The sequence below is a fragment of the Cellulosimicrobium cellulans genome (assembly GCF_006539945.1).
GTDB classification, from domain to species: Bacteria; Actinomycetota; Actinomycetes; order Actinomycetales; family Cellulomonadaceae; genus Cellulosimicrobium; species Cellulosimicrobium cellulans.
In genome coordinates this window covers 1-18,598 of sequence record NZ_BJNZ01000026.1, presented here as the reverse complement: position 1 = coordinate 18,598, position 18,598 = coordinate 1, and the positions used below count along the sequence as shown (strand labels likewise).

General features: G+C 74.8%; 16 protein-coding genes and 1 tRNA gene. 14 read left to right on the top strand and 3 right to left on the bottom strand.

The window, feature by feature from the left end:
• Window positions 1-51: 51 nt before the first annotated feature.
• Window positions 52-1,158, top strand: coding sequence for a YlbL family protein (locus CCE02nite_RS16260; protein WP_141390670.1), 1,107 nt, complete (start codon window positions 52-54; stop codon window positions 1,156-1,158).
• Between the two features lie 15 nt (window positions 1,159-1,173).
• On the opposite strand, the gene CCE02nite_RS16255 is transcribed toward CCE02nite_RS16260, so the two are convergent.
• A complete protein-coding gene (locus CCE02nite_RS16255; RefSeq protein WP_255318914.1) occupies window positions 1,174-1,770 on the bottom strand; it encodes a PPA1309 family protein in 597 nt (198 codons plus the stop codon).
• A 157-nt stretch (window positions 1,771-1,927) separates the two neighbouring features.
• Here CCE02nite_RS16255 and CCE02nite_RS16250 point away from each other — a divergent pair, with 157 nt between their 5' ends.
• The 8 genes from CCE02nite_RS16250 to CCE02nite_RS16215 all read left to right on the top strand — a co-directional run bounded on the left by CCE02nite_RS16250 (window position 1,928) and on the right by CCE02nite_RS16215 (window position 10,019).
• Window positions 1,928-4,987: a UPF0182 family membrane protein gene (locus tag CCE02nite_RS16250; RefSeq protein ID WP_141390669.1), complete on the top strand. Its 3,060-nt coding sequence runs from the start codon at window positions 1,928-1,930 to the stop codon at window positions 4,985-4,987.
• Window positions 4,988-5,150: 163 nt separating this feature from the next.
• The gene (locus CCE02nite_RS16245) at window positions 5,151-6,155 is read left to right on the top strand and encodes an aldose 1-epimerase (RefSeq protein WP_170227346.1); all 1,005 of its coding nucleotides are present in this window, start codon (window positions 5,151-5,153) and stop codon (window positions 6,153-6,155) included.
• Window positions 6,156-6,217: 62 nt separating this feature from the next.
• A tRNA-Met gene (locus CCE02nite_RS16240) sits at window positions 6,218-6,291 on the top strand.
• A gap of 296 nt (window positions 6,292-6,587) precedes the next feature.
• Window positions 6,588-6,794, top strand: a complete 207-nt coding sequence (locus CCE02nite_RS16235; RefSeq protein ID WP_255318913.1) for a type II toxin-antitoxin system VapB family antitoxin — start codon at window positions 6,588-6,590, stop codon at window positions 6,792-6,794.
• Between the two features lie 233 nt (window positions 6,795-7,027).
• The gene (locus tag CCE02nite_RS16230; RefSeq protein WP_141390666.1) at window positions 7,028-7,906 is read left to right on the top strand and encodes an ABC transporter substrate-binding protein; all 879 of its coding nucleotides are present in this window, start codon (window positions 7,028-7,030) and stop codon (window positions 7,904-7,906) included.
• Between the two features lie 7 nt (window positions 7,907-7,913).
• Window positions 7,914-8,867 carry an amino acid ABC transporter permease gene (locus CCE02nite_RS16225; protein ID WP_141390665.1) on the top strand — a complete coding sequence of 318 codons (954 nt, stop codon included), beginning with the start codon at window positions 7,914-7,916 and terminating at the stop codon, window positions 8,865-8,867.
• The gene (locus tag CCE02nite_RS16220; RefSeq protein WP_141390664.1) at window positions 8,864-9,667 is read left to right on the top strand and encodes an amino acid ABC transporter ATP-binding protein; all 804 of its coding nucleotides are present in this window, start codon (window positions 8,864-8,866) and stop codon (window positions 9,665-9,667) included. Before CCE02nite_RS16225 ends, CCE02nite_RS16220 begins: the two co-directional genes overlap by 4 nt.
• A 145-nt stretch (window positions 9,668-9,812) precedes the next feature.
• Complete coding sequence (locus CCE02nite_RS16215; protein ID WP_141390663.1) at window positions 9,813-10,019, top strand: hypothetical protein; 207 nt, start codon at window positions 9,813-9,815, stop codon at window positions 10,017-10,019.
• A 71-nt stretch (window positions 10,020-10,090) separates the two neighbouring features.
• On the opposite strand, the gene CCE02nite_RS16210 is transcribed toward CCE02nite_RS16215, so the two are convergent.
• The gene (locus CCE02nite_RS16210; protein ID WP_141390662.1) at window positions 10,091-12,376 is read right to left on the bottom strand and encodes a serine/threonine-protein kinase; all 2,286 of its coding nucleotides are present in this window, start codon (window positions 12,374-12,376) and stop codon (window positions 10,091-10,093) included.
• A 95-nt stretch (window positions 12,377-12,471) separates the two neighbouring features.
• Here CCE02nite_RS16210 and CCE02nite_RS16205 point away from each other — a divergent pair, with 95 nt between their 5' ends.
• The 3 genes from CCE02nite_RS16205 to CCE02nite_RS20705 all read left to right on the top strand — a co-directional run bounded on the left by CCE02nite_RS16205 (window position 12,472) and on the right by CCE02nite_RS20705 (window position 15,303).
• Window positions 12,472-14,475, top strand: coding sequence for a thioredoxin domain-containing protein (locus CCE02nite_RS16205; RefSeq protein WP_141390661.1), 2,004 nt, complete (start codon window positions 12,472-12,474; stop codon window positions 14,473-14,475).
• Between the two features lie 73 nt (window positions 14,476-14,548).
• Window positions 14,549-15,025: a dsRBD fold-containing protein gene (locus CCE02nite_RS20710; RefSeq protein WP_176599510.1), complete on the top strand. Its 477-nt coding sequence runs from the start codon at window positions 14,549-14,551 to the stop codon at window positions 15,023-15,025.
• Complete coding sequence (locus tag CCE02nite_RS20705; RefSeq protein ID WP_176599509.1) at window positions 15,022-15,303, top strand: acylphosphatase; 282 nt, start codon at window positions 15,022-15,024, stop codon at window positions 15,301-15,303. Before CCE02nite_RS20710 ends, CCE02nite_RS20705 begins: the two co-directional genes overlap by 4 nt.
• Before the next feature lie 15 nt (window positions 15,304-15,318).
• Here CCE02nite_RS20705 and CCE02nite_RS16195 read toward each other — a convergent pair whose 3' ends face one another.
• The gene (locus CCE02nite_RS16195) at window positions 15,319-16,437 is read right to left on the bottom strand and encodes a D-alanyl-D-alanine carboxypeptidase family protein (protein ID WP_141390660.1); all 1,119 of its coding nucleotides are present in this window, start codon (window positions 16,435-16,437) and stop codon (window positions 15,319-15,321) included.
• Between the two features lie 148 nt (window positions 16,438-16,585).
• Between CCE02nite_RS16195 and CCE02nite_RS16190 the strand changes: the two genes are divergently transcribed.
• Window positions 16,586-17,716: a T6SS phospholipase effector Tle1-like catalytic domain-containing protein gene (locus tag CCE02nite_RS16190; RefSeq protein WP_170227345.1), complete on the top strand. Its 1,131-nt coding sequence runs from the start codon at window positions 16,586-16,588 to the stop codon at window positions 17,714-17,716.
• A 34-nt stretch (window positions 17,717-17,750) separates the two neighbouring features.
• Entirely contained in the window at window positions 17,751-18,299 is a 549-nt protein-coding gene (locus tag CCE02nite_RS16185) for a DsbA family protein (protein ID WP_255318912.1), read from the top strand.
• Window positions 18,300-18,598: the final 299 nt, after the last annotated feature.

The following is an 18,598-nucleotide window of genomic DNA, read 5'->3' as shown; positions in this document are numbered from 1 at the left end:
CGCGGGCGCGGTCGGCAGGGAGATCCCAGCATCCTCGGGGATGATGTCCCGGTGAGCGACGCCCCCTCCTTCGACGCCCTCCTCGCCGAGGACGAGCAGCACCCGCCGCCCGTGACCCGCCGGTCCCTGACGTTCGGCATCTCCCTGCTCGCGACGACGCTGCTCGTCGCAGGCCTCGCGATCCTGCCCGCGCCGTACGCGGTGCGGTCGCCGGGGCCGACGGAGGACACGCTCGGCGAGCAGGACGGCACGCCGCTGATCTCCATCACGGGCGCCGAGACCTTCGACTCGACGGGCGAGCTGCGCCTGACCACCGTCTCCGTCGCGGGCGGCCCGGGCTATCCCGTGAACCTCGCCCAGGTCGTCCAGGGCTGGTTCGACCGCTCGCGCAGCGTGCGCCCCGTCGAGGAGGTGTTCCCGACCGGCCGCACCAAGGAGGAGACGGAGCAGCAGGGCCAGGCCGAGATGATCTCCTCGCAGGAGAACGCCACGGTCGCGGCGCTCACCGAGCTCGGGTACGAGGTGCCGGCCACGCTCACGGTCGAGGCCGCGGTCCCGGACAGCGGCTCGGACGGTGTCGTCGAGCCGGGGGACGTCATCGTCGCGCTCGACGGCGCACCGGTCCCGACGTACCAGGACCTCATCGACGGCCTCGAGGCGGTCGACCCGGGCGCCGACGTGACGCTCGGCGTCCTGCGCGACGGCAAGGAGACCGACCTCACGGTGACGACGACCGACGGCGGCGACACCGCGCTGCTCGGCGTGTTCATCGACCCGACCTTCGACTTCCCGGTCGACGTGTCGATCCAGATCGAGGACATCGGCGGCCCGAGCGCGGGCACGATGTTCGCGCTCGGCATCGTCGACCGGCTCACGCCCGAGGACGAGGCGAACGGCGTCGTCATCGCGGGGACGGGCACCATGAGCGTCGAGGGCGACGTGGGCCCGATCGGCGGCATCCAGCAGAAGCTGTACGGCGCCCTGCGCGACGGCGCGACGTGGTTCCTCGCGCCGCAGGCCAACTGTCCGGAGGTCGTGGGCAACGTGCCCGACGGCCTGCACGTCGCCGCGGTCTCGACGCTGGCCGACGCCCGCGCGGCCATGGAGGCGATCGGCGCGGGCGAGGGCGACTCGCTCGCGACGTGCGAGGCGCGCTGACGACGGCCGGTCGCGTCAGTCCTCGAGCGTCGCGCGCAGCGCGGTGACGAGGCCGGGGACGAGGTCGGGGCCGCCGGCGACGTCGGTGGCCGCGTCGTGCGCGCGCGACCGGACGGCGCACCAGGTGGGCCCGTCGCGCAGCACCCCGACGGCGAGGCGCACGTCCTGCCGGTCGGGGTGCGACGTGAGGTAGTCGAGCGCCGCGTCGGGGTCGTCGGGCACGCCCTCCTCGGCGGCCGGGGGCAGGACGATCCGCTCGACGACGAGCGCGGTGCCGTCGACCGTCGCGGGCCAGGCGACGTGCGCGAGCCCGTCCTCGAGGTCGCCCTCCACGGCGAAGCCCTCCTGCTCGATCGAGAGGAGGTGGTGCGGGTCCGCCGTGGCCGCCGCGACGACGTCGGGCGGCAGCCGGTCCGCGAGCGTCGGGTCGGCGGCGAGCGCCCCGGCCGTCGCGACGAGCGCGAAGAGCCGCGGCGGGGCGTCCCAGCCGGCGTCCGCGGCGTGCGCCTCGATCTCGTGGACGGCGAGCGCGAGCGCGTGCTGCGGCGTCGGGCCGCCGGGCGCGACCGGGTCGGGGGCGGGGGAGGGGGCGGCGTCGTCAGGCTGGGGCATGCCCCCATGGTCCCCCATCGCGCGCCGACCGGCGGTGGGCGGGCGGTGACCCGGTCGTGACGTCCCCCACGAGGCCGCGGGCCGTGGGAACCTTGAGGGAGGACCGGGCGTTGACCCCGGTGCACGCCCGAGCCACGACCGAAGAGGTATACCCACCGTGTCATTCGCCGCAGCGCCCCGCCGGCCGTCCTCCGGGGGGCGGCCCGCCCGGCGCCGGAGCCCGATCGGGATCGCGATCGCCGTCGTCGGCGCCCTCGTGGTCCTCCTGCTCCTGCTCGCCCAGTTCTGGACCGAGGTGCTGTGGTTCCGGCAGCTCGACTTCGCGAACGTCCTGTGGACGCAGTGGGGCGCGCGCATCGCCCTGTTCGTCGCCGGGTTCCTCGTCATGGGCGGGCTCGTCTTCCTGTCGTTCTCGCTCGCGTACCGGTCTCGGCCGATCTACGCGCCGTCGACGCCCGAGCAGGCGACGCTCGACCAGTACCGCGAGGCGATCGAGCCGCTGCGCAAGGTCGTCATGATCGTCGCGCCCGCCCTCGTCGGCTTCTTCGCCGGAGCGGCCGCGGCGTCGCAGTGGCAGACCGTCCTGCTGGCGATGAACTCGGTGCCGTTCGGGACGACGGACCCGCAGTGGGGCATCGACCTCTCGTTCTACGTCTTCACGCTGCCCGCGCTGCGGTTCGTCGTGAGCTTCCTCATGGCGGTCGTCATCATCGCGGGCATCGCCGCGGTCGCGACGCACTACCTGTACGGCGGGCTGCGCGTCGGCGGCGGCTCCGACGCGGGCCCGCGCACGACGACGGCCGCGCGCGTCCAGCTCTCGGTGACCGCCGCGCTGCTCCTGGTCCTCATCGGGGCCAACTACTGGCTCGACCGGTACTCGATCCTCACCTCGGGCGGCGCCAAGTTCGACGGCGCGTCCTACGCGGACGTGCACGCGGTCATCCCCTCCAAGGCGATCCTCACGGTCGTCGCCCTCTTCGTCGCGGCGCTGTTCGTCGTGACGGCGGTGCGCGGCAACTGGCGCCTGCCCGCGATCGGCGTCGGCCTGATGGTCGTCTCGGCCATCGCCATCGGCGGCATCTACCCGAGCGTCGTCCAGCGCTTCCAGGTCACGCCGAACGCGCAGGACTTCGAGGAGGAGTACATCCAGCGCAACATCGACGCGACGAAGGCCGCGTACGGGATCGACGACGTGCAGACGGAGCAGTACAACGCGAAGACCGAGGCGGAGGCCGGCGCGCTGCGCGAGGACGCCGACACCACGGCGTCGATCCGCCTGCTCGACCCGGAGATCGTCAGCCCCTCGTTCAGCCAGCTCCAGCAGAACAAGCAGTACTACCAGTTCTCGCCGTCGCTGTCGGTCGACCGGTACACGATCGACGAGGAGAGCCGCGACACCGTCATCGCCGTCCGCGAGCTCAACCAGGACGGCCTGGGCGCCGACCAGCGCAACTGGGTCAACGACCACACCGTCTACACGCACGGCTTCGGCGTCGTGGCGGCGTACGGCAACCAGATCGGGCCCGACGGGCGCCCCGCCTTCTACGAGGGATCGATCCCGTCGACGGGCGCCTTCACGGACGCGGGCGGCTACGAGCCGCGCATCTACTTCTCGCCCGAGGCGCCGCAGTACTCGATCGTCGGCGCGCCCGAGGGGCGCGACCCGTGGGAGCTCGACTACCCCGTCGACGACGAGGGCGGTCAGGTGAACAACACGTTCCCGACGCAGGAGATCGAGGGTGGCCCGAGCGTCGGGTCATTCATGAACAAGGTGCTGTACGCGCTGAAGTTCGGTTCCGAGCAGATCCTCTTCTCCGACCGCGTCACGGAGGAGTCGCAGATCCTCTACGACCGCAGCCCGCGCGACCGCGTGGCGAAGGTCGCCCCGTACCTCACGCTCGACGGGCGCGTGTACCCGGCGGTCGTCGACGGCCGCGTGAAGTGGATCGTGGACGGCTACACCACGTCGAACGCGTACCCGTACTCGACGTCGGAGTCGCTCGAGGACTCGACGCGCGACTCGCTCGTCGCGGCGAACTCCGTCGAGGCGCTCGCGCCGCAGCAGGTGAACTACATCCGCAACTCGGTCAAGGCGACCGTGGACGCGTACGACGGCTCCGTGGACCTGTACGCGTGGGACGCCGAGGACCCGGTGCTCCAGGCGTGGTCCCAGGTGTTCCCGACGTCGCTCCAGCCGATCTCCGAGATCTCGGGCGACCTCATGAGCCACCTGCGCTACCCCGAGGACCTGTTCAAGGTGCAGCGCACGCTGCTCGCGAGCTACCACGTGGACGACGCGAACGAGTTCTTCTCGGGTCAGGACTTCTGGCGCAGCCCGGAGGACCCGACGGCGAGCGGGCAGGTCAAGCCGCTGCAGCCGCCGTACTACCTCACGCTGCAGATGCCGAGCCAGCAGGCGCCGACGTTCTCGCTCATGTCGACGTACATCCCGGGCGGTGGCTCGGACCGCAACATCCTCACCGGGTTCCTCGCGGTGGACGCGGAGCCGGGCAACGAGGCGGGCGTGCGGTCGGAGGACTACGGCACGCTGCGGCTGCTCGAGCTGCCACGCAACGCGACGGTCCCCGGACCGGGTCAGGTGCAGAACAACTTCAACACCGACCCGACCGCCGCGGACGGCCTCCTCGCGCTGCGACGCGGTGACTCGACGGTCATCAACGGCAACCTGCTCACGCTCCCGGTGGGCGGCGGCCTGCTGTACGTCCAGCCGGTCTACGTGCAGTCGACGGAGGGCACGCGGTTCCCGCTGCTGCGCAAGGTGCTCGTGTCCTTCGGCGACGAGATCGGCTTCGCCGACACGCTCGACGAGGCGCTGGACCAGGTGTTCGGCGGCGACTCGGGCGCGAACGCGGGCGACGCGGACGGCGGGGTCGAGACCGAGGTCCCGGACCAGCCGGCCGACGGCGAGACGACCGACCCGGGCACGACCGACCCCGGGACGACGGACCCCGGCACGGAGCCGCCGGCCACCGAGGAGCCGGCGCCGCCGGCCGACGGCGGCACGGTGGACGGTGGCGCCCGCGCCGAGCTCGACCAGGCGCTGCGCCAGGCGCAGCAGGCGATCGAGGACGGTCAGGCGGCTCTCGCCGAGGGCGACTTCGCGGCGTACGGCGAGGCGCAGGACCGGCTCCAGCAGGCGCTCGAGGCGGCGCTGGCGGCGGAGCAGTCGCTCGACACGGAGTCGTCGGCAGGCTGACGGCCGCTGCCGGCCTCTGCCGGACGACGCTCACCACGGACGGGCGGGGACACCACCAGGTGTCCCCGCCCGTCCGGCGTCGTGCCGGAGTTGTCTTTTCGTCCGCCGGGCGGGAGGATCGCTCCTCGTGACCACTGCAACGGTTTGCAGCAACGCTTTCAGCGTGGCGAGCGACACGACCTCGGCCGTCCCTGCGGTGCGCCTGCACCACCCGTCGGGGTCCGAGCTCGTCGTGGCGCTGCGCGGTGCGGCCGTGCTCGCCTGGCGCGCCCCGTGGCGCGGGCGGGACGGGACCGTGCGGATCGAGGACCTCGTCGACGGGTACGCCGACGAGGCGGAGGTCGCCGCGCACGACGCCGCGCGGTCCGCGCTCATGGCGCCGTTCGTCAACCGTCTCGCGGACGGGCAGTACGTGTTCGACGGCGTCCGGCACCAGGTGCCGCCCGTCCTGCCGTGGGAGCCCCTCACCATGCACGGGTTCGCCCGTACGCTCGACTGGACGGTCGTCGACCGGGACGAGGACCCGGCGCACCTTGCGGACGGGGACCCGGCGCGACCGGTGGCGGTCACGCTCCGGGCGTCCGTCGCCCCCGACGCGCACGCGGGCTACCCGTTCGCGCTCACCCTCGAGGTCGAGTACGTGCTCGACGCGGGCTCGCTGGGCGTCACGCTGCGGGCCCGCAACGTCGGCGCGACCGCCGCGCCCGTCGCCCTGGGGTGGCACCCGTACCTGCGCGTCCCGGGGCACGGCACGATCGACCGGCTCGAGCTGGCCGTCCCCGCGCGGCGCGCCGTCGTGACGGACGCCGGGCTGCTGCCGCTCACGGGAGCGGAGGCGTTCGGCGCGATCGACGGCGTCGGGCCGCTGCCGCTCGCCGGCGTGCGGCTCGACCACGCGTTCGGCGACCTGCGCACCGACGCCGACGGCCGCTCCCGGACGCTCGTGCGCGACCCCGCGACGGGGCAGGGGCTCGCCGTGTGGCAGGACCGCGGGCTCGTCCACGTGTACACGGGCGACGGCCTGGCGCGGCGCGAGCGGGCCGCCGTCGCGATCGAGCCCGTCGAGACGCTGACCGACGCGTTCAACCGCGCTGACTGCGCCGCGGACGTGCGGCTGGAGCCCGGGGCCGTGCGCGAGTTCGCGTTCGGGGTGGAGGTCCTGGCGTGACCCACGTCTCGTCCACCCGATTTGGCCTGGTCCGGAACCTCACGTAGAGTAGTGATCACCGACGCGGGGTGGAGCAGCTCGGTAGCTCGCTGGGCTCATAACCCAGAGGTCGCAGGTTCAAATCCTGCCCCCGCTACAAAATGAAGGGCCCCTGGTCAGCAGAAATGCCGACCAGGGGCCCTTCGCCTTTCCGCGAAGCGAGGTGGCTGCGGTCTGTCGCTCGCGCTTCCGGCCGTGGGCACCACCACACCTCGCCCGTGGGCCTACGGTCTCGGGAGAGCCGAGGGGCGGCGGGGCCGAGGCGGGCCTCCCGGGACTGGTCGGGGGCGATGGCCTCGTGCCAGCGGCCGCGCCGTGCTCTGCGCGATCGCGGCCGGCTCGACCGGACATATGGTGATCCATATAACCCTCGGTGGAGGTGTTCACATGGCCATGACCAGCGTCGATCTCGACCCTCGCCTGATCGAGCGCGCCCGCGAGCTCACGGGAGAGCGGTCGAACCGCGCCGTCCTCGACCTCGCGCTGCGTCGACTCATCGCCTCGAAGCAGAAGGGTGCGATGATCGACGCCATCGCCGGGCTCTCCGACCTTCCCGGAGGGCTCGACGCTCCCGTCGTCCGCACCGATGGGGCCCCGTGACCGACTACCTCGTCGACAACTCCACATCGCCCGGGTGAGCGACCTGCAACACGAGTACGTCGCGCCCGCGGAGTAGCGCCACGGGCGCCGTCGCAAAGAGCGGTCGTGCCATCCTGTGACGCGCCCCACCCGGCCGAGGCGCGGGCGGGGGAAGCCACGGCCCACGGCCCGGCGTTATCGTCAGTGGCCGGTGCCCACCACTCCCGCGGGCGCCCGACACCCGGAAGGTCACCATGCGCCGTCTGCGTCCCCGTCCCGTCGTCCTCACCGCCGTCACGGCGGTCGCCGCGCTCACGCTGACGGCCTGCTCGTCGGGAGGCGACGGCGACGACGCCGCGAGCCCGAGCGGCAGCGCCTCGGGCGACGCCGCGCAGTGCGAGCCCGGCGCGCTCCCGACGCTCACCGACGGCGTGCTGACCGTCGGCGCGGGCGAGGCGTACGCGCCGTGGTACATCGGCGAGCACGACTCGGGCGAGGGCTTCGAGTCGGCGCTCATCTACGCGGTCGCGGACCGTCTCGGCTACGCGGCCGACGACGTCGTCTGGGAGACCGTGACCTTCGAGCAGATCATCAGCCCGGCCGTGAAGCCGTTCGACGTCGCCGCGTACCAGACGTCGATCACCGACGAGCGCAAGCAGGCCGTCGACTTCTCCAGCCCGTACCTCACGACGCGCCAGGGCGTCATCGTCATGGAGGACGGCCCGTACGCGGGCGCGACGACGCTCGCCGAGCTCGACGGCGCGCGCATCGGCGTCACGGCCGCGCAGACGAGCCTGACGCTCGCCGAGGGCGCGTGGGGCGAGGACGCGGACATCTCGCCGTACAACGCGGCGGGCGACGGCATGCAGGCGCTGCAGTCCGGGACGATCGACGCGATGGTCATGGACGTCGACCAGGGCGTCGCCGCGTCGACCGAGTACTTCCCGGACTCCGTCGTCATCGGGACGCTGCCCGACCAGGGCGTCGTCGAGCAGTACGGGCTCGTGCTCGACCTGGGCTCCGCGCTGACCGGCTGCGTGACCCAGGCCGTGGACGAGCTCGAGGCCGACGGCACGCTCGCCGAGCTGCGCACGACGTGGCTCAAGTCGGACGACATCCCCGTCCTCGAGTGACCCGGCCGTGACCGCGCCCGACGACGTGCCCCGCAGGGCGTCGGACGACGCGCGCCCGCCCGGGCGCGGCGAGGTGCCCGACGGCGTCCCGGCGGCCGGGTGGTCGCCGTCACCCCTCGCGCTCGACCGCGCCGCGTTCCGGCGCGCGCAGCGTCGCCGCTCGCTCCTCGTCGCGCTCGTGAGCACGGTCCTCGTCGTCGCGGCGGTCGTGCTCGTCGTCGTCAACGCGCCTGGCTGGGAGCGCGCGCGGACCGCGTTCTTCGACCCCGCGATGGCGTGGGAGTCGCTGCCCGCGATCCTCGAGGGGCTGTGGCTCAACCTGCGCGTGTGGGTCGTCGCGGGCGTCGTCGGCACGCTGCTCGGCCTCGGGCTGGCTATCGCGCGCACGAGCCGCATCCCGGCGCTCTTCCCGCTGCGTGCGTTCGCGACCGCGTACGTCGACCTGTTCCGCGGGGTGCCGCTCCTGCTCGTGCTGCTGCTCGTGGGCTTCGGCCTGCCGGCGCTGCGCCTGGAGTGGCTGCCGACGTCGGGCGCGTTCCTCGGGGCCCTCGCGATCGTGCTCACGTACACCGCGTACCTGGCCGAGGTGTTCCGCGCGGGCATCGAGTCGGTGCACCCGTCGCAGGTCGCGGCGGCCCGTTCGCTCGGGCTCACGCGCGCGCAGACGACCCGTCGCGTCGTGCTGCCCCAGGCCGTGCGCAACGTCACCGCACCGCTCGCGAACAACCTCGTCTCGCTCCAGAAGGACTCGGGCCTCATCTCCGTGCTCGGCGCGGTGGACGCGATCCGTGCTGCGCAGATCGCGACGACGGGCAGCTACAACTTCACGCCCTACGTCGTCGCGGGGATCCTGTTCTTCCTCGTGTCGTTCCCGCTGACGCGCGCCGTCGACGCGTACCAGGCGCGCCGCGGCTGGGGCCGGTCGCTCGCGACCGTGAGCGGGGCGGGGGACATCCGATGAGCGCGATCGTCCTGCCTCCCGGCGCGACCCCCCAGGACGCGGGCGCCGACCACCTGCTCTCGCTGCGCGGCGTCCGCAAGACCTTCCCGGCACCCGGCGTCCCGGGCGGGCGGCGGGTCGTGCTCGACGGCATCGACCTCGACGTCGACGCGCACCGGTGCGTCGTCCTCGTCGGGTCGTCCGGGTCGGGCAAGTCCACGCTCCTGCGCGTCGTCAACCTCCTCGACGAGGTCGACGACGGGCAGATCCTGCTCGACGGCGAGGACGTCGCGGACCCGCGGCTCGACGCCAACCGGGTCCGCGCCCGCATGGGCATGGTCTTCCAGGCGTACAACCTCTTCCCGCACCTCACCGTGCTCGACAACGTGACGCTCGCTCCGCGCCTCGTGCACCGGCGGTCCCGCGCGGAGGCGGAGGCGGCGGCCGTCGAGATGCTCGGCCGGGTCGGCCTGGGGCACAAGGTGACCGCGTACCCCGACCAGCTCTCGGGCGGCGAGCAGCAGCGCGCCGCGATCGCGCGCGCCCTCGTCAACGGGCCGGAGCTGCTCCTGCTCGACGAGGTGACGTCCGCGCTCGACCCGGAGCTCGTCGGCGAGGTGCTCGACCTGCTCGCCGAGCTGCGCGCCGAGGGCCGCACCATGCTCGTCGCGACCCACGAGATGGGCTTCGCCCGCCGCGTCGCCGACGAGGTCTGCTTCCTCCACGAGGGCCGCGTCCACGAGCGCGGCACCCCCGAACAGGTTCTCGGCGACCCGCAGCAAGAGCGCACCCGTGCGTTCCTCCGCCGCCTCCACGCCTGACCGTCGGCTCCGGGGCCGAACACGACATGAGGGTCTTTCTGAGCGTCTTCGCGACCCTCAGGTCGTGCTCGACGGCGCGTGGTGTCGTTCTCGTCGGCGGCGCGCGACGCCGGGGACCGGGCGACGTCTGCGCCAGGACCACGGGATGATCGCGTACCTCGTCGCCGACCTCGAGCACGCGCTCGACCGGGCGACGGACCCCGTCGCGTCGCGGGACGCCGTCGTGCGTCACCTCGACGGGGTGGGCGCGATCATGGAGTCGCACTTCCGGTACGAGGAGCGCGCGCTCGGAGGCGTCCTCGCGGCGCTCGACCTCAGAGCGCCGCGCAGGGACGTGCTCGGGCCGCTCTGAGCCCTATGTCGGGCGGCACCGCGCGGCACCGCGGTGCCGCCACGACCGCCATCGACCCACCCGACAGCCGGTCAGCCGCGCAGGACGAGCGCCACCGTGGTCGCGATCGACGCGGAGGCGAGGAGCGCGTACAGCCACGTCCACGTGCGCTGCCCGGCGACGCGCAGCACCACGGCCACCGCGAGCGCGGCCAGGGCGAGCACCGGTCCGTCGACGAGCGGGGCCATGTCGACCGAGACGCGCAGGGTCTCCAGGAGCTGCGACGGCAGGGGGACGAACGGCTCGCTCTGCCGGGCCGCGCCGTCGGGCACGAGCCACAGCGTGCGCAGCACCGCGAGGACCGCGAGCAGGCGCGGCAGCGCACGCAGGAGCGTGCCCCCGACCCGGGACCGGCTCCCGGACGACGGCGCGGCGGAGCGGGACGGCGCGGTGACCGCGGGGGCTGCCCGTCCCGGTGCCGAGGGCGACGCGGGGGTGCTCTGCGCGGTGTCCGCAGGCCGGGGGGCGGGGGTGCTCGTGACGGCCGCTCCGGTGACGCGTTGCCGGGCCGAGCGCGGCGTGGGCCCGAGGTGCTGGACGGAGCTCCGGCGCGGTGGGACCGACGGCGGCACCGGTCGGCCGACCTGCGTGGCGACGAGGTCGGGGGAGTCCACGACCCGGGTCCGCGCGACCGCAGGGGTGACCGGCTCGGCCGAGGGTCGCCCCGACGGGGGGCGGCCCAGCGTGGAGACGCGTTGCACGGGTAGCGGCCAGGCACGCTCGTCCCGGGCACCAGCAGCGGGGACGGGGACATGTCCGTCCCGGCGCAGCCGGTCGGCGCGGGCCACACGCTCGGGGCCGCTCCGCGGCGGCGCGAGCACGGAGTGGGCCGGGCGTCGATACGCCCGCCACCCGCGCAGGGTGTCGGGGTGGCCCGCGGGAGGTGTCGCGGCCCGCCACTGCATCGCCTGCCAGAGCCAGTCCTTGAGCTCCGCCGGGGTCCGGCCCCCGGCGACGTGGGCGCCGATGCTCGCGACGTGGTCGGCGATGACCTCGGCGGCCGCGCCGTCGAACCCGTCGCCGTGCACCTCGGCGAGCACGCTCATCAGCGTGGCGTCGTAGACCAGGGCGTGCCACGGCTCCCGGGGACGCGCCGCGTCGCTCCCGGCGTCCGCGCCGACGGCCATGCCGACCGGGCTAGCGACCGTCGAGCCGACCGGCACGACCTTCGCCGGTCGCTCGGCCCGCACAGGGGCGCCGGTCGCGGCACCCAGCCCGGCGACGGGGCCGAGCGCGCGCTCGGCCGCGGTGGCGCCGTCGGCCAGGATCCGCTGCGTGAGGAGCAGGGTGTCGTCGGCGACCTCCCCGGCGAGCCGCGCGCGCAGCACCGCGACGACGCTCTCGAGCGCGGGGCGATGGTTCGGCTGGTAGCGGGTCATCGACAGGATCAGGTCCTGCAGGTGGGGGTCGATCTCGGGCAGCTCGGCCGGGGACGGGCCCAGCTCCATCCCGTCCGGCACCCCGACCAGGTCGTCCGGCACCTCGCGCACGAGGTCCTCGGCCTCGAGGTCGCGACCGAGGAAGTTGAGGTCCGCCGGCACGACTCCCGTGGTGGCAAAGATCAGGAGCAGGCCGAGCGCGTACACGTCCGAGCGGGGGTGCACGCGGCGGGCGAACAGCTCCGGCGCCATGTACGCGAGCGTCCCGACCGGCTGCGTGGACGTCGCGGTGTCGAACAGCTTGGCGATGCCGAGATCGATGAGGACCGCGCGGTCGCCGTCGACCATGATGTTGGCGGGCTTCAGGTCGCGGTGCACGCAGTGCTGCTCCTGGAGCACGAGGAGCGCCTGGGCGACCTGCGCGGCGAGCCGCAGCGCCTGCCGCCCGGTCAGCGGTCCCGACGCGCGGACCTGGTCGCGCAGCGTCGTGCCCGGCACGAGCCCCATCGCGAACCACGGCTGGTCGTCGTCGAGGCCCGAGCGCACGAACGCGGGGAAGCCGCGCCCGCCCACGGCCTCCAGGAGCCTCGCCTCCTGCGTGAAGCGCTCGCGGGAGCCCTCCTGGAGGCCGGTCAGCACCTTCACCGCGACCTCCCCGCCGTCCGCGTCCGTCGCGCGGTAGACGTGCGCGAACCCGCCGTGCCCGAGCACCTCGCCGAGGGTGAACGGGCCCCGGCGGTCGCCGCTCGCCGGCACCTGGCGGACGGGTCGCCGGGGGAGCGCCGCGGGGCCGGGCTCGGCGTCGGGGGCGGCGGCCGGTCGGACGGAGACGTCGGGCGCGGCGGGCACGGGCCCGGCGTGGTCGGCGGGGGCCTGGGTGGTCAGGCGGGTGTCGTCGTCGGTCGCCACCGCGAGGGCGGACTGCTCGGGGCCGGGCATGGGCGCAACGTTACAAGCGCGCCGGTCCTGGACGTAGCAGACAACTCCGACGTCCCGCCCCGCGCGCGCCGCCCCGACCTGGCAGGCTGGACGGCATGGTCAACCGCCTCGCCGACGCCGTGAGCCCGTACCTGCGTCAGCACGCCGACAACCCCGTGGACTGGTACCCGTGGGGCGCCGAGGCGTTCGCCGAGGCACGGCGCCGCGACGTGCCGGTCCTGGTGTCGGTCGGGTACGCGACGTGCCACTGGTGCCACGTCATGGCGCGCGAGAGCTTCTCCGACCCGGAGATCGGCGCGCAGCTCGCGCGCGGGTTCGTCGCGGTGAAGGTCGACCGCGAGGAGCACCCCGACGTCGACGCGAGCCTGCTCGCCGCCGCGAGCGCGTTCACGCCCGACCTCGGCTGGCCGCTCACGGTGTTCACGACGCCGGACGGCGCCCCGTTCTACGCGGGCACCTACTGGCCGCCGGTCCCCGTGGCGGGCCGGCCCGCGTTCCGGGACGTGCTCGACGCCGTCGCGCAGGCCTGGGAGCTGCGGCGCGACCAGGTGGTCGACACCGGGGAGACGATCCGCGCGGCGCTGCGGGACGCCGCGGCGGGACGGCGGACGGGGGTGCCCCGCGCCGCGGCGACGACGGTCGTCACCCCCGGGGAGCCGGGCGCTCCCGGCGCGACCGACGACGGGCCGGTCGGCCGGCTCGCCGACCATGCGCGGACCGTCGTCGACCGGCTGGAGGCGGCGGAGGACCGCGTGCACGGCGGGTTCGGTGGCGCGCCGAAGTTCCCCGTCGCGCCGACCCTCGAGCTCCTGCTCGACCTGGCCGCGTCGTCGGTCGTGGACCCGGAGGTCGCGCGGCGTGCGCTCGTCCTGGCCGGGCGCACGGTCGACGCGATGGCCGTGAGCCCGCTGCGCGACGTCGACGGCGGGTTCTTCCGGTACGCGAGCCGGCCCGACTGGTCGGAGCCGCACTACGAGCGGATGCTCTACGACAACGCCCAGCTCCTCTCGGCCGCGACGACCCTCGCCGTGCTGCGGCGCACCGGGCCGGTGGACGGCCCGCTCCGCACCCCGGCACCCGCCCCCGGCACCCCGGACCCGGGCGAGGGCGCCGCGCGGGTCGCCGCCGACGTCGGGCGCTTCCTCCTGCGCGTCCTGCGCCTCGCCGACGGCGCGTTCGCGAGCGCGCAGGACTCGGAGTCCGTCGTCGGTGGCGAGCGCGTCGAGGGCGGGTACTACCTGCTCCCGCCCGCCGAGCGCGCGCACCACGAGCCGCCCCGGCTCGACACCAAGGTGCTCACCGGCTGGAACGGCCTCGCGATCGAGGCGCTCGCACGAGCCGGGCACCACCTCGGCCTGCCCGACCTCACGGACGCCGCGCGCGCCGCCGCCGACCGGCTGCTGACCACGCACGTGCGGGCCGACGGGACGCTCGTGCGGGCCTCGGAGGGCGGCGTCGCCTCGGACGCCGTCGCGACGCTCGAGGACCACGGCGCCTTCGCGACCGCGCTCCTCGTGCTCGGCGGCCTGACGGGAGAGGCCCGGTACGTGCGCGAGGGCCTTCGCCTCGTCGACGCGACCGTCGGTGCGGACGGCGAGCTGCGGCCCCCGCAGGGCACGGACCCCGTGCTCACCGACCTCGGGCTCGCGGCCGGTGCCGCGGCGGACGCGTCGGAGGGCGCCGTCCCGTCCGGCACGACGGCGGCCGCGCGGGCGGCGCTGCTGGCCCACCTCGCGACGGGCGAGCCGCGCTACCGGGACGCCGCCCGCGCGCACGTCGCCGCGTCCCCGACGGCGAGCGAGCACCCGCTCGGCGCGGCGGGGGTGCTCCGGGTCGCCGTCGGGCTCGCCGAGCCGCCCCACCAGCTCGTGCTCGTGGCAGACCCGGACCTGCTCGAGGCGTTCCGGGAGGCCGCGCGCGACTGGTACCACCCGGACGGCCTGCTGCTCGCCGCGACGCCCGGCGACGCCGCGGCGCTCGCGGTCGACGGCGTCGGCCTGCTCGCCGGTCGCGGCCCGGGCGCCTACCTGTGCGCCGACTTCGTGTGCCGGCTCCCGGCGCACGACCCCGAGGCGCTGCGGGCCCAGCTCGACGGCTGACCCGGGGGCCCGGGGGTGCAGCGGGCCCCACCCGGTCGCATGATGGAAGAGCGCTGCGGCACGAGGAGGAGCCATGAGGGCATCGGTCGGGGACAGGATCGTGACGGCCTCGGGGGTGGTCGGCGGGGCGGTGCGCGACGGGGTGGTGGTCGAGCTGCGGCACGAGGACGGGACGCCCCCGTACCTCGTGGAGTGGGCCGACACGGGCGAGCGCACGCTCGTCTACCCGGGGTCGGACAGCTACGTCGAGCACGTGCCCGGGGCGGAGAACGGCGGCGGGACCGACACGACGAAGGTGTGGCGCGTGCAGGTCAGCGTCGTCGAGTCGGAGGGCCGCACGACGGCGGAGGCGGTGCTCGTCGCGGAGACGCCGGATCACCTGCGGACGGTCGGGCGCGCGCGGCGCGACCCGCACGACCTGGACGTCCCGCTCATCGGCGACGAGATCGCCGTCGGGCGCGCGCTGCGGCGGCTCGCGGACCGGCTGCTCGACGACGCCGAGTCGGACATCGAGTCGTCGACGGGCGTCCCGGCGCACGTGCACCAGTGACGGGGGCTCCGCACGCACCCGTCGCCCTGCGGGCCGTCGTGCACGGTCGCGTGCAGGGTGTCGGCTTCCGGTGGGCGACGCGCGAGCGGCTCGTCGCGCTGGGGCTCGACGGGGTCGCGACGAACCGCCGCGACGGCACCGTCGAGGTGGTCGTCACCGGGCCCCGGAGCGCGGTCGACCGGCTCGTGGCGTGGCTGCGCGACGGCCCGACGCCGGGGCACGTCACCCGGGTGGACGTCGACCAGGACGCGGGCCCGGGGGCGTCGTCGGCGCCCTGAGTCCCGGCGGGCGGCTCAGTCGTCCGCGCGGGCCAGCACCGACTCCCAGTGCCACGGCTCCGGCACGCGCCCGTCGGGCTCGGCGAAGTCGGGGTGGGTCCAGCCGTGGGTCTCGGCGTTCTGCTTGAGCCACTCGTACTGCGGGGTGCCGAACGCCTGCACGCCCCCGCCCAGGTCGACGGCGAAGCCCAGGCCGTGGTTCGAGCAGCCGGGCGGTGCGGCGATCGGCGACGACGGGTCGTAGAGGCCCGCCTGCTCCTCGTACGTGCGGTACGAGGAGTTGATCGTCAGGTGCACGCCGAACCGCTCGAGGTAGGCCGCGTCGAGGGCGACGAGCCCGTCGAGCACGTCGGCGCGCACCCGGTCCGACGGCGACCACGGGATCGCGGCCAGGGCGGAGTCGGGCACGCGTCCGCCGTCGGGGTCCCACACCTGGTCCGGCGCGGGGCAGGAGACGGCGTCCTGCGCGGTCGACATCTCCTCCGTCGACGTGGCGACGGTCGCCAGGCTCGTCTCGAGGTCGAGCACGGCCCGCTCCAGCGCGGCGAGGTCGTCGGCGGACGCACCGCTCCCGGCCGTCTCCGCCGTCGTCGCGGCCGCGTCGAGCGCCTCCCGGAGCCGCGTGCGCACCGCCTCGTCGGCGCCCAGGCCCTCCGTCGCGGCGTAGATCTTCTCGCCCTGCTCCTGGACGGGCGCCAGGCTCGTGCGGGCCGCCTCGACCTCGGCGCGCGCGTGGTCCAGCATCGAGGCGTGCACGGCCTGCGACGCCTGCTCCAGCGACTCGGTCGCGCCCGTCGTGCCGGTCGTCATGCGATCGAGGAACGACGCACCCAGCAGGGCGCGCGCGTCGTCGACCTCGACCGTCAGGTCGTCCCGGACGGCGGGGTCGGCGACCTTCCCGTCGGACGTCGTGAGCAGGGCCTGCGCCGTGGTGGCCTGCGCGGCCAGGTCGTCGTACGTCGACCCCCGGTACCAGACCAGCCCGCCGCCGGCGGCCCCGAGGAGGAGCGCCAGCGTCACGACGACCGCGACCCACACGCCGCGGTGCCGGCGCGTCCCCCGGGCGTGCCGCCGCTCCCGCCCGGTCGGGTAGCCCGAGGGTTCGGTGGAGGAGGGGGCGTTCGTGACGGTCACACCGCCAGAACCTACGCCACCGGCAGCCGCCCTTCGGACCGTTCGGCGGGTGAGCGGGGAGACGCTCACCGAAGTATCACGAACCCCGCCGGGCCCTCCCCAGATGGTGTCCCCGGCGACGGTGCCGGGGCGAGGTGGGGAGAGGACCATGAAGCGGCTGGTGCTGTGCTGCGACGGCACGTGGAACTCGCCGGTGAACGCGAGCGTGTCGAACATCGAGAAGATCGCACGCTCGGTCCGCACCGGCATCGGACCGGACGGCGTGCAGCAGATGGTGTTCTCCGTCGAGGGCGTCGGGGCGCAGGGCTACCTCGTCGACCGCCTGCTCGGCGGGGCGTTCGGGTACGGGCTGACGCGCAACGTCGTCGCCGGGTACCGCCACCTCGCGCTCAACTACGAGCCCGGCGACGAGATCTACGTGTTCGGGTTCAGCCGCGGCGCGTACACGGCCCGGAGCGTCGTCGGCATGGTCGCGACCGTCGGGCTGCTCACCCAGGACTCCCTCGCGCGCGACCACCTGTGCGACGCCGAGCGGATCTACCGCGTGCGCGACGCCGCCCAGCGGGCCGAGCAGGCGGCCGCCTTCCGCGCCGAGCACTGTCACGACCACGTCCCCGTCGCGTTCCTCGGCGTGTTCGACACCGTCGGCGCCCTCGGCGTCCCCGGGCTGTCCCGCCGCCGCAGCCGCTTCCACGACCTGCGCCTGTCGACCGACGTCGAGTGCGCCCGCCAGGCCCTCGCGATCGACGACCGCCGCATCACGTTCGAGCCGTGCCTCTGGGACGTGCCCGTCGCCATGGCAGCGCGGGTCAAGCAGGTCTGGTTCCCCGGCGGGCACAGCGACGTCGGCGGCGGGGCGCGCGCCCGGGCGCTCTCCGACACCGCGCTCCTGTGGATGGTCGGCGAGGCCATCGCCCGCGGGCTGTCGTTCGACGAGGAGCGGCTGTTCGCGCAGCTCCACCACGAGGACGCGTTCGTGTGCCGGTTCCGGCCCGGACTGCTCTTCGGCGCGCTCAACCTCCTCAAGCGCATGCACCCGCGCCCGCGCTTCCGCGGCGACCGGCGCGTCCTCGCCGGGGTGCCCACCCCGCCCGACACCGTCGACGCCGTGTACCTCGCCCAGACCGCGGCCTACCTCACCGCTGACCCGGACTCCGAGTACGCGCGCCACGCCCGGAACGTCACGTGGTGGCGCGAGAGCGCCGGGCCCGGCCTGGAGCACCTCGTCGAGCCGATCCCCGGCGGCATCCGGGAGGACCGGCCGCTGGTCCTCGCGTGAGGGAACGCGCCGACCCCGTGCCATGCTGGGCGACGTGAGCGAGCAGACCGCAGCCCCGATCCCGGCCGACCAGCTCGTCCCCGCCGACGCGCACGTGCTCGGCAACCCGGACGCGCCCGTGACGATCGTCGAGTTCGGCGACCTCGAGTGCCCGTACTGCGCCGCCGCCGCGCCCGTGCTGCGGCAGGTCGTCGAGGCGTCGGCGGGGCAGGTGCGCCTCGTGTTCCGGCACTTCCCGCTCTTCGAGATCCACCCCCACGCGCTCTCCGCGGCGCTCGCGGTCGAGGCCGCCGCGGCGCAGGGGAGGTTCTGGGAGATGCAGGCCGCGCTGTTCGAGCACCAGGACCAGCTCGGCGAGGCCGGGCTGGCCGACCGCGCCGAGGAGCTCGGCCTCGACGGTGCGTCCGTCGTGGGGGACGCCGCGCAGCAGCACGCCGCGCCCGTGCAGCGCGACTACGCCGACGCCCTCGCCGCGGGCGTCCAGGGCACCCCGACCCTGTTCGTCGACGGCGTCCGCTACCGCGGCCGCGTCACCGCCGACGGCCTCCGCGCCGCGATCGAGTCCGCCACCGCGCCGAGGTAGTACGCCGGCTGCGCGAGGTAGAACCGCGGTCACGCGGGGTAGAGCCGTGGTCGCGCGGGGTAGAGCCGTGGTCGCGCGAGGTAGAGCCGTGGTCGCGCGAAGTAGAGCCGTGGTCACGCGAGGTAGAGGCGTGGTTCTTGTGCTCGACGGCTTGTGGTTGGCCTGGGTGGTCGGGGTGGGTGGTGGTGCCGCGTCTACCATCCGCCGCTCGTTCCTCGCGGCTCCCGCCAGGCCCGCCACGACGCGGCACCACCACCCACCCCGCCCGACGTCGTCTCACCCTGGTCTGCCCTCACGTC

Excerpts from the sequence above, each read along its gene's own strand:
- CCE02nite_RS16255 (WP_255318914.1), bottom strand. The coding sequence starts at position 1,770 with ATGCCCCAGCCTGACGACGCCGCCCCCTCCCCCGCCCCCGACCCGGTC.
- CCE02nite_RS16235 (WP_255318913.1), top strand. The coding sequence starts at position 6,588 with ATGACCAGCGTCGATCTCGACCCTCGCCTGATCGAGCGCGCCCGCGAG.
- CCE02nite_RS16230 (WP_141390666.1), top strand. The coding sequence starts at position 7,028 with ATGCGCCGTCTGCGTCCCCGTCCCGTCGTCCTCACCGCCGTCACGGCG.
- CCE02nite_RS16220 (WP_141390664.1), top strand. The coding sequence starts at position 8,864 with ATGAGCGCGATCGTCCTGCCTCCCGGCGCGACCCCCCAGGACGCGGGC.
- CCE02nite_RS16215 (WP_141390663.1), top strand. The coding sequence starts at position 9,813 with ATGATCGCGTACCTCGTCGCCGACCTCGAGCACGCGCTCGACCGGGCG.
- CCE02nite_RS16210 (WP_141390662.1), bottom strand. The coding sequence starts at position 12,376 with ATGCCCGGCCCCGAGCAGTCCGCCCTCGCGGTGGCGACCGACGACGAC.
- CCE02nite_RS16205 (WP_141390661.1), top strand. The coding sequence starts at position 12,472 with ATGGTCAACCGCCTCGCCGACGCCGTGAGCCCGTACCTGCGTCAGCAC.
- CCE02nite_RS20710 (WP_176599510.1), top strand. The coding sequence starts at position 14,549 with ATGAGGGCATCGGTCGGGGACAGGATCGTGACGGCCTCGGGGGTGGTC.
- CCE02nite_RS16190 (WP_170227345.1), top strand. The coding sequence starts at position 16,586 with ATGAAGCGGCTGGTGCTGTGCTGCGACGGCACGTGGAACTCGCCGGTG.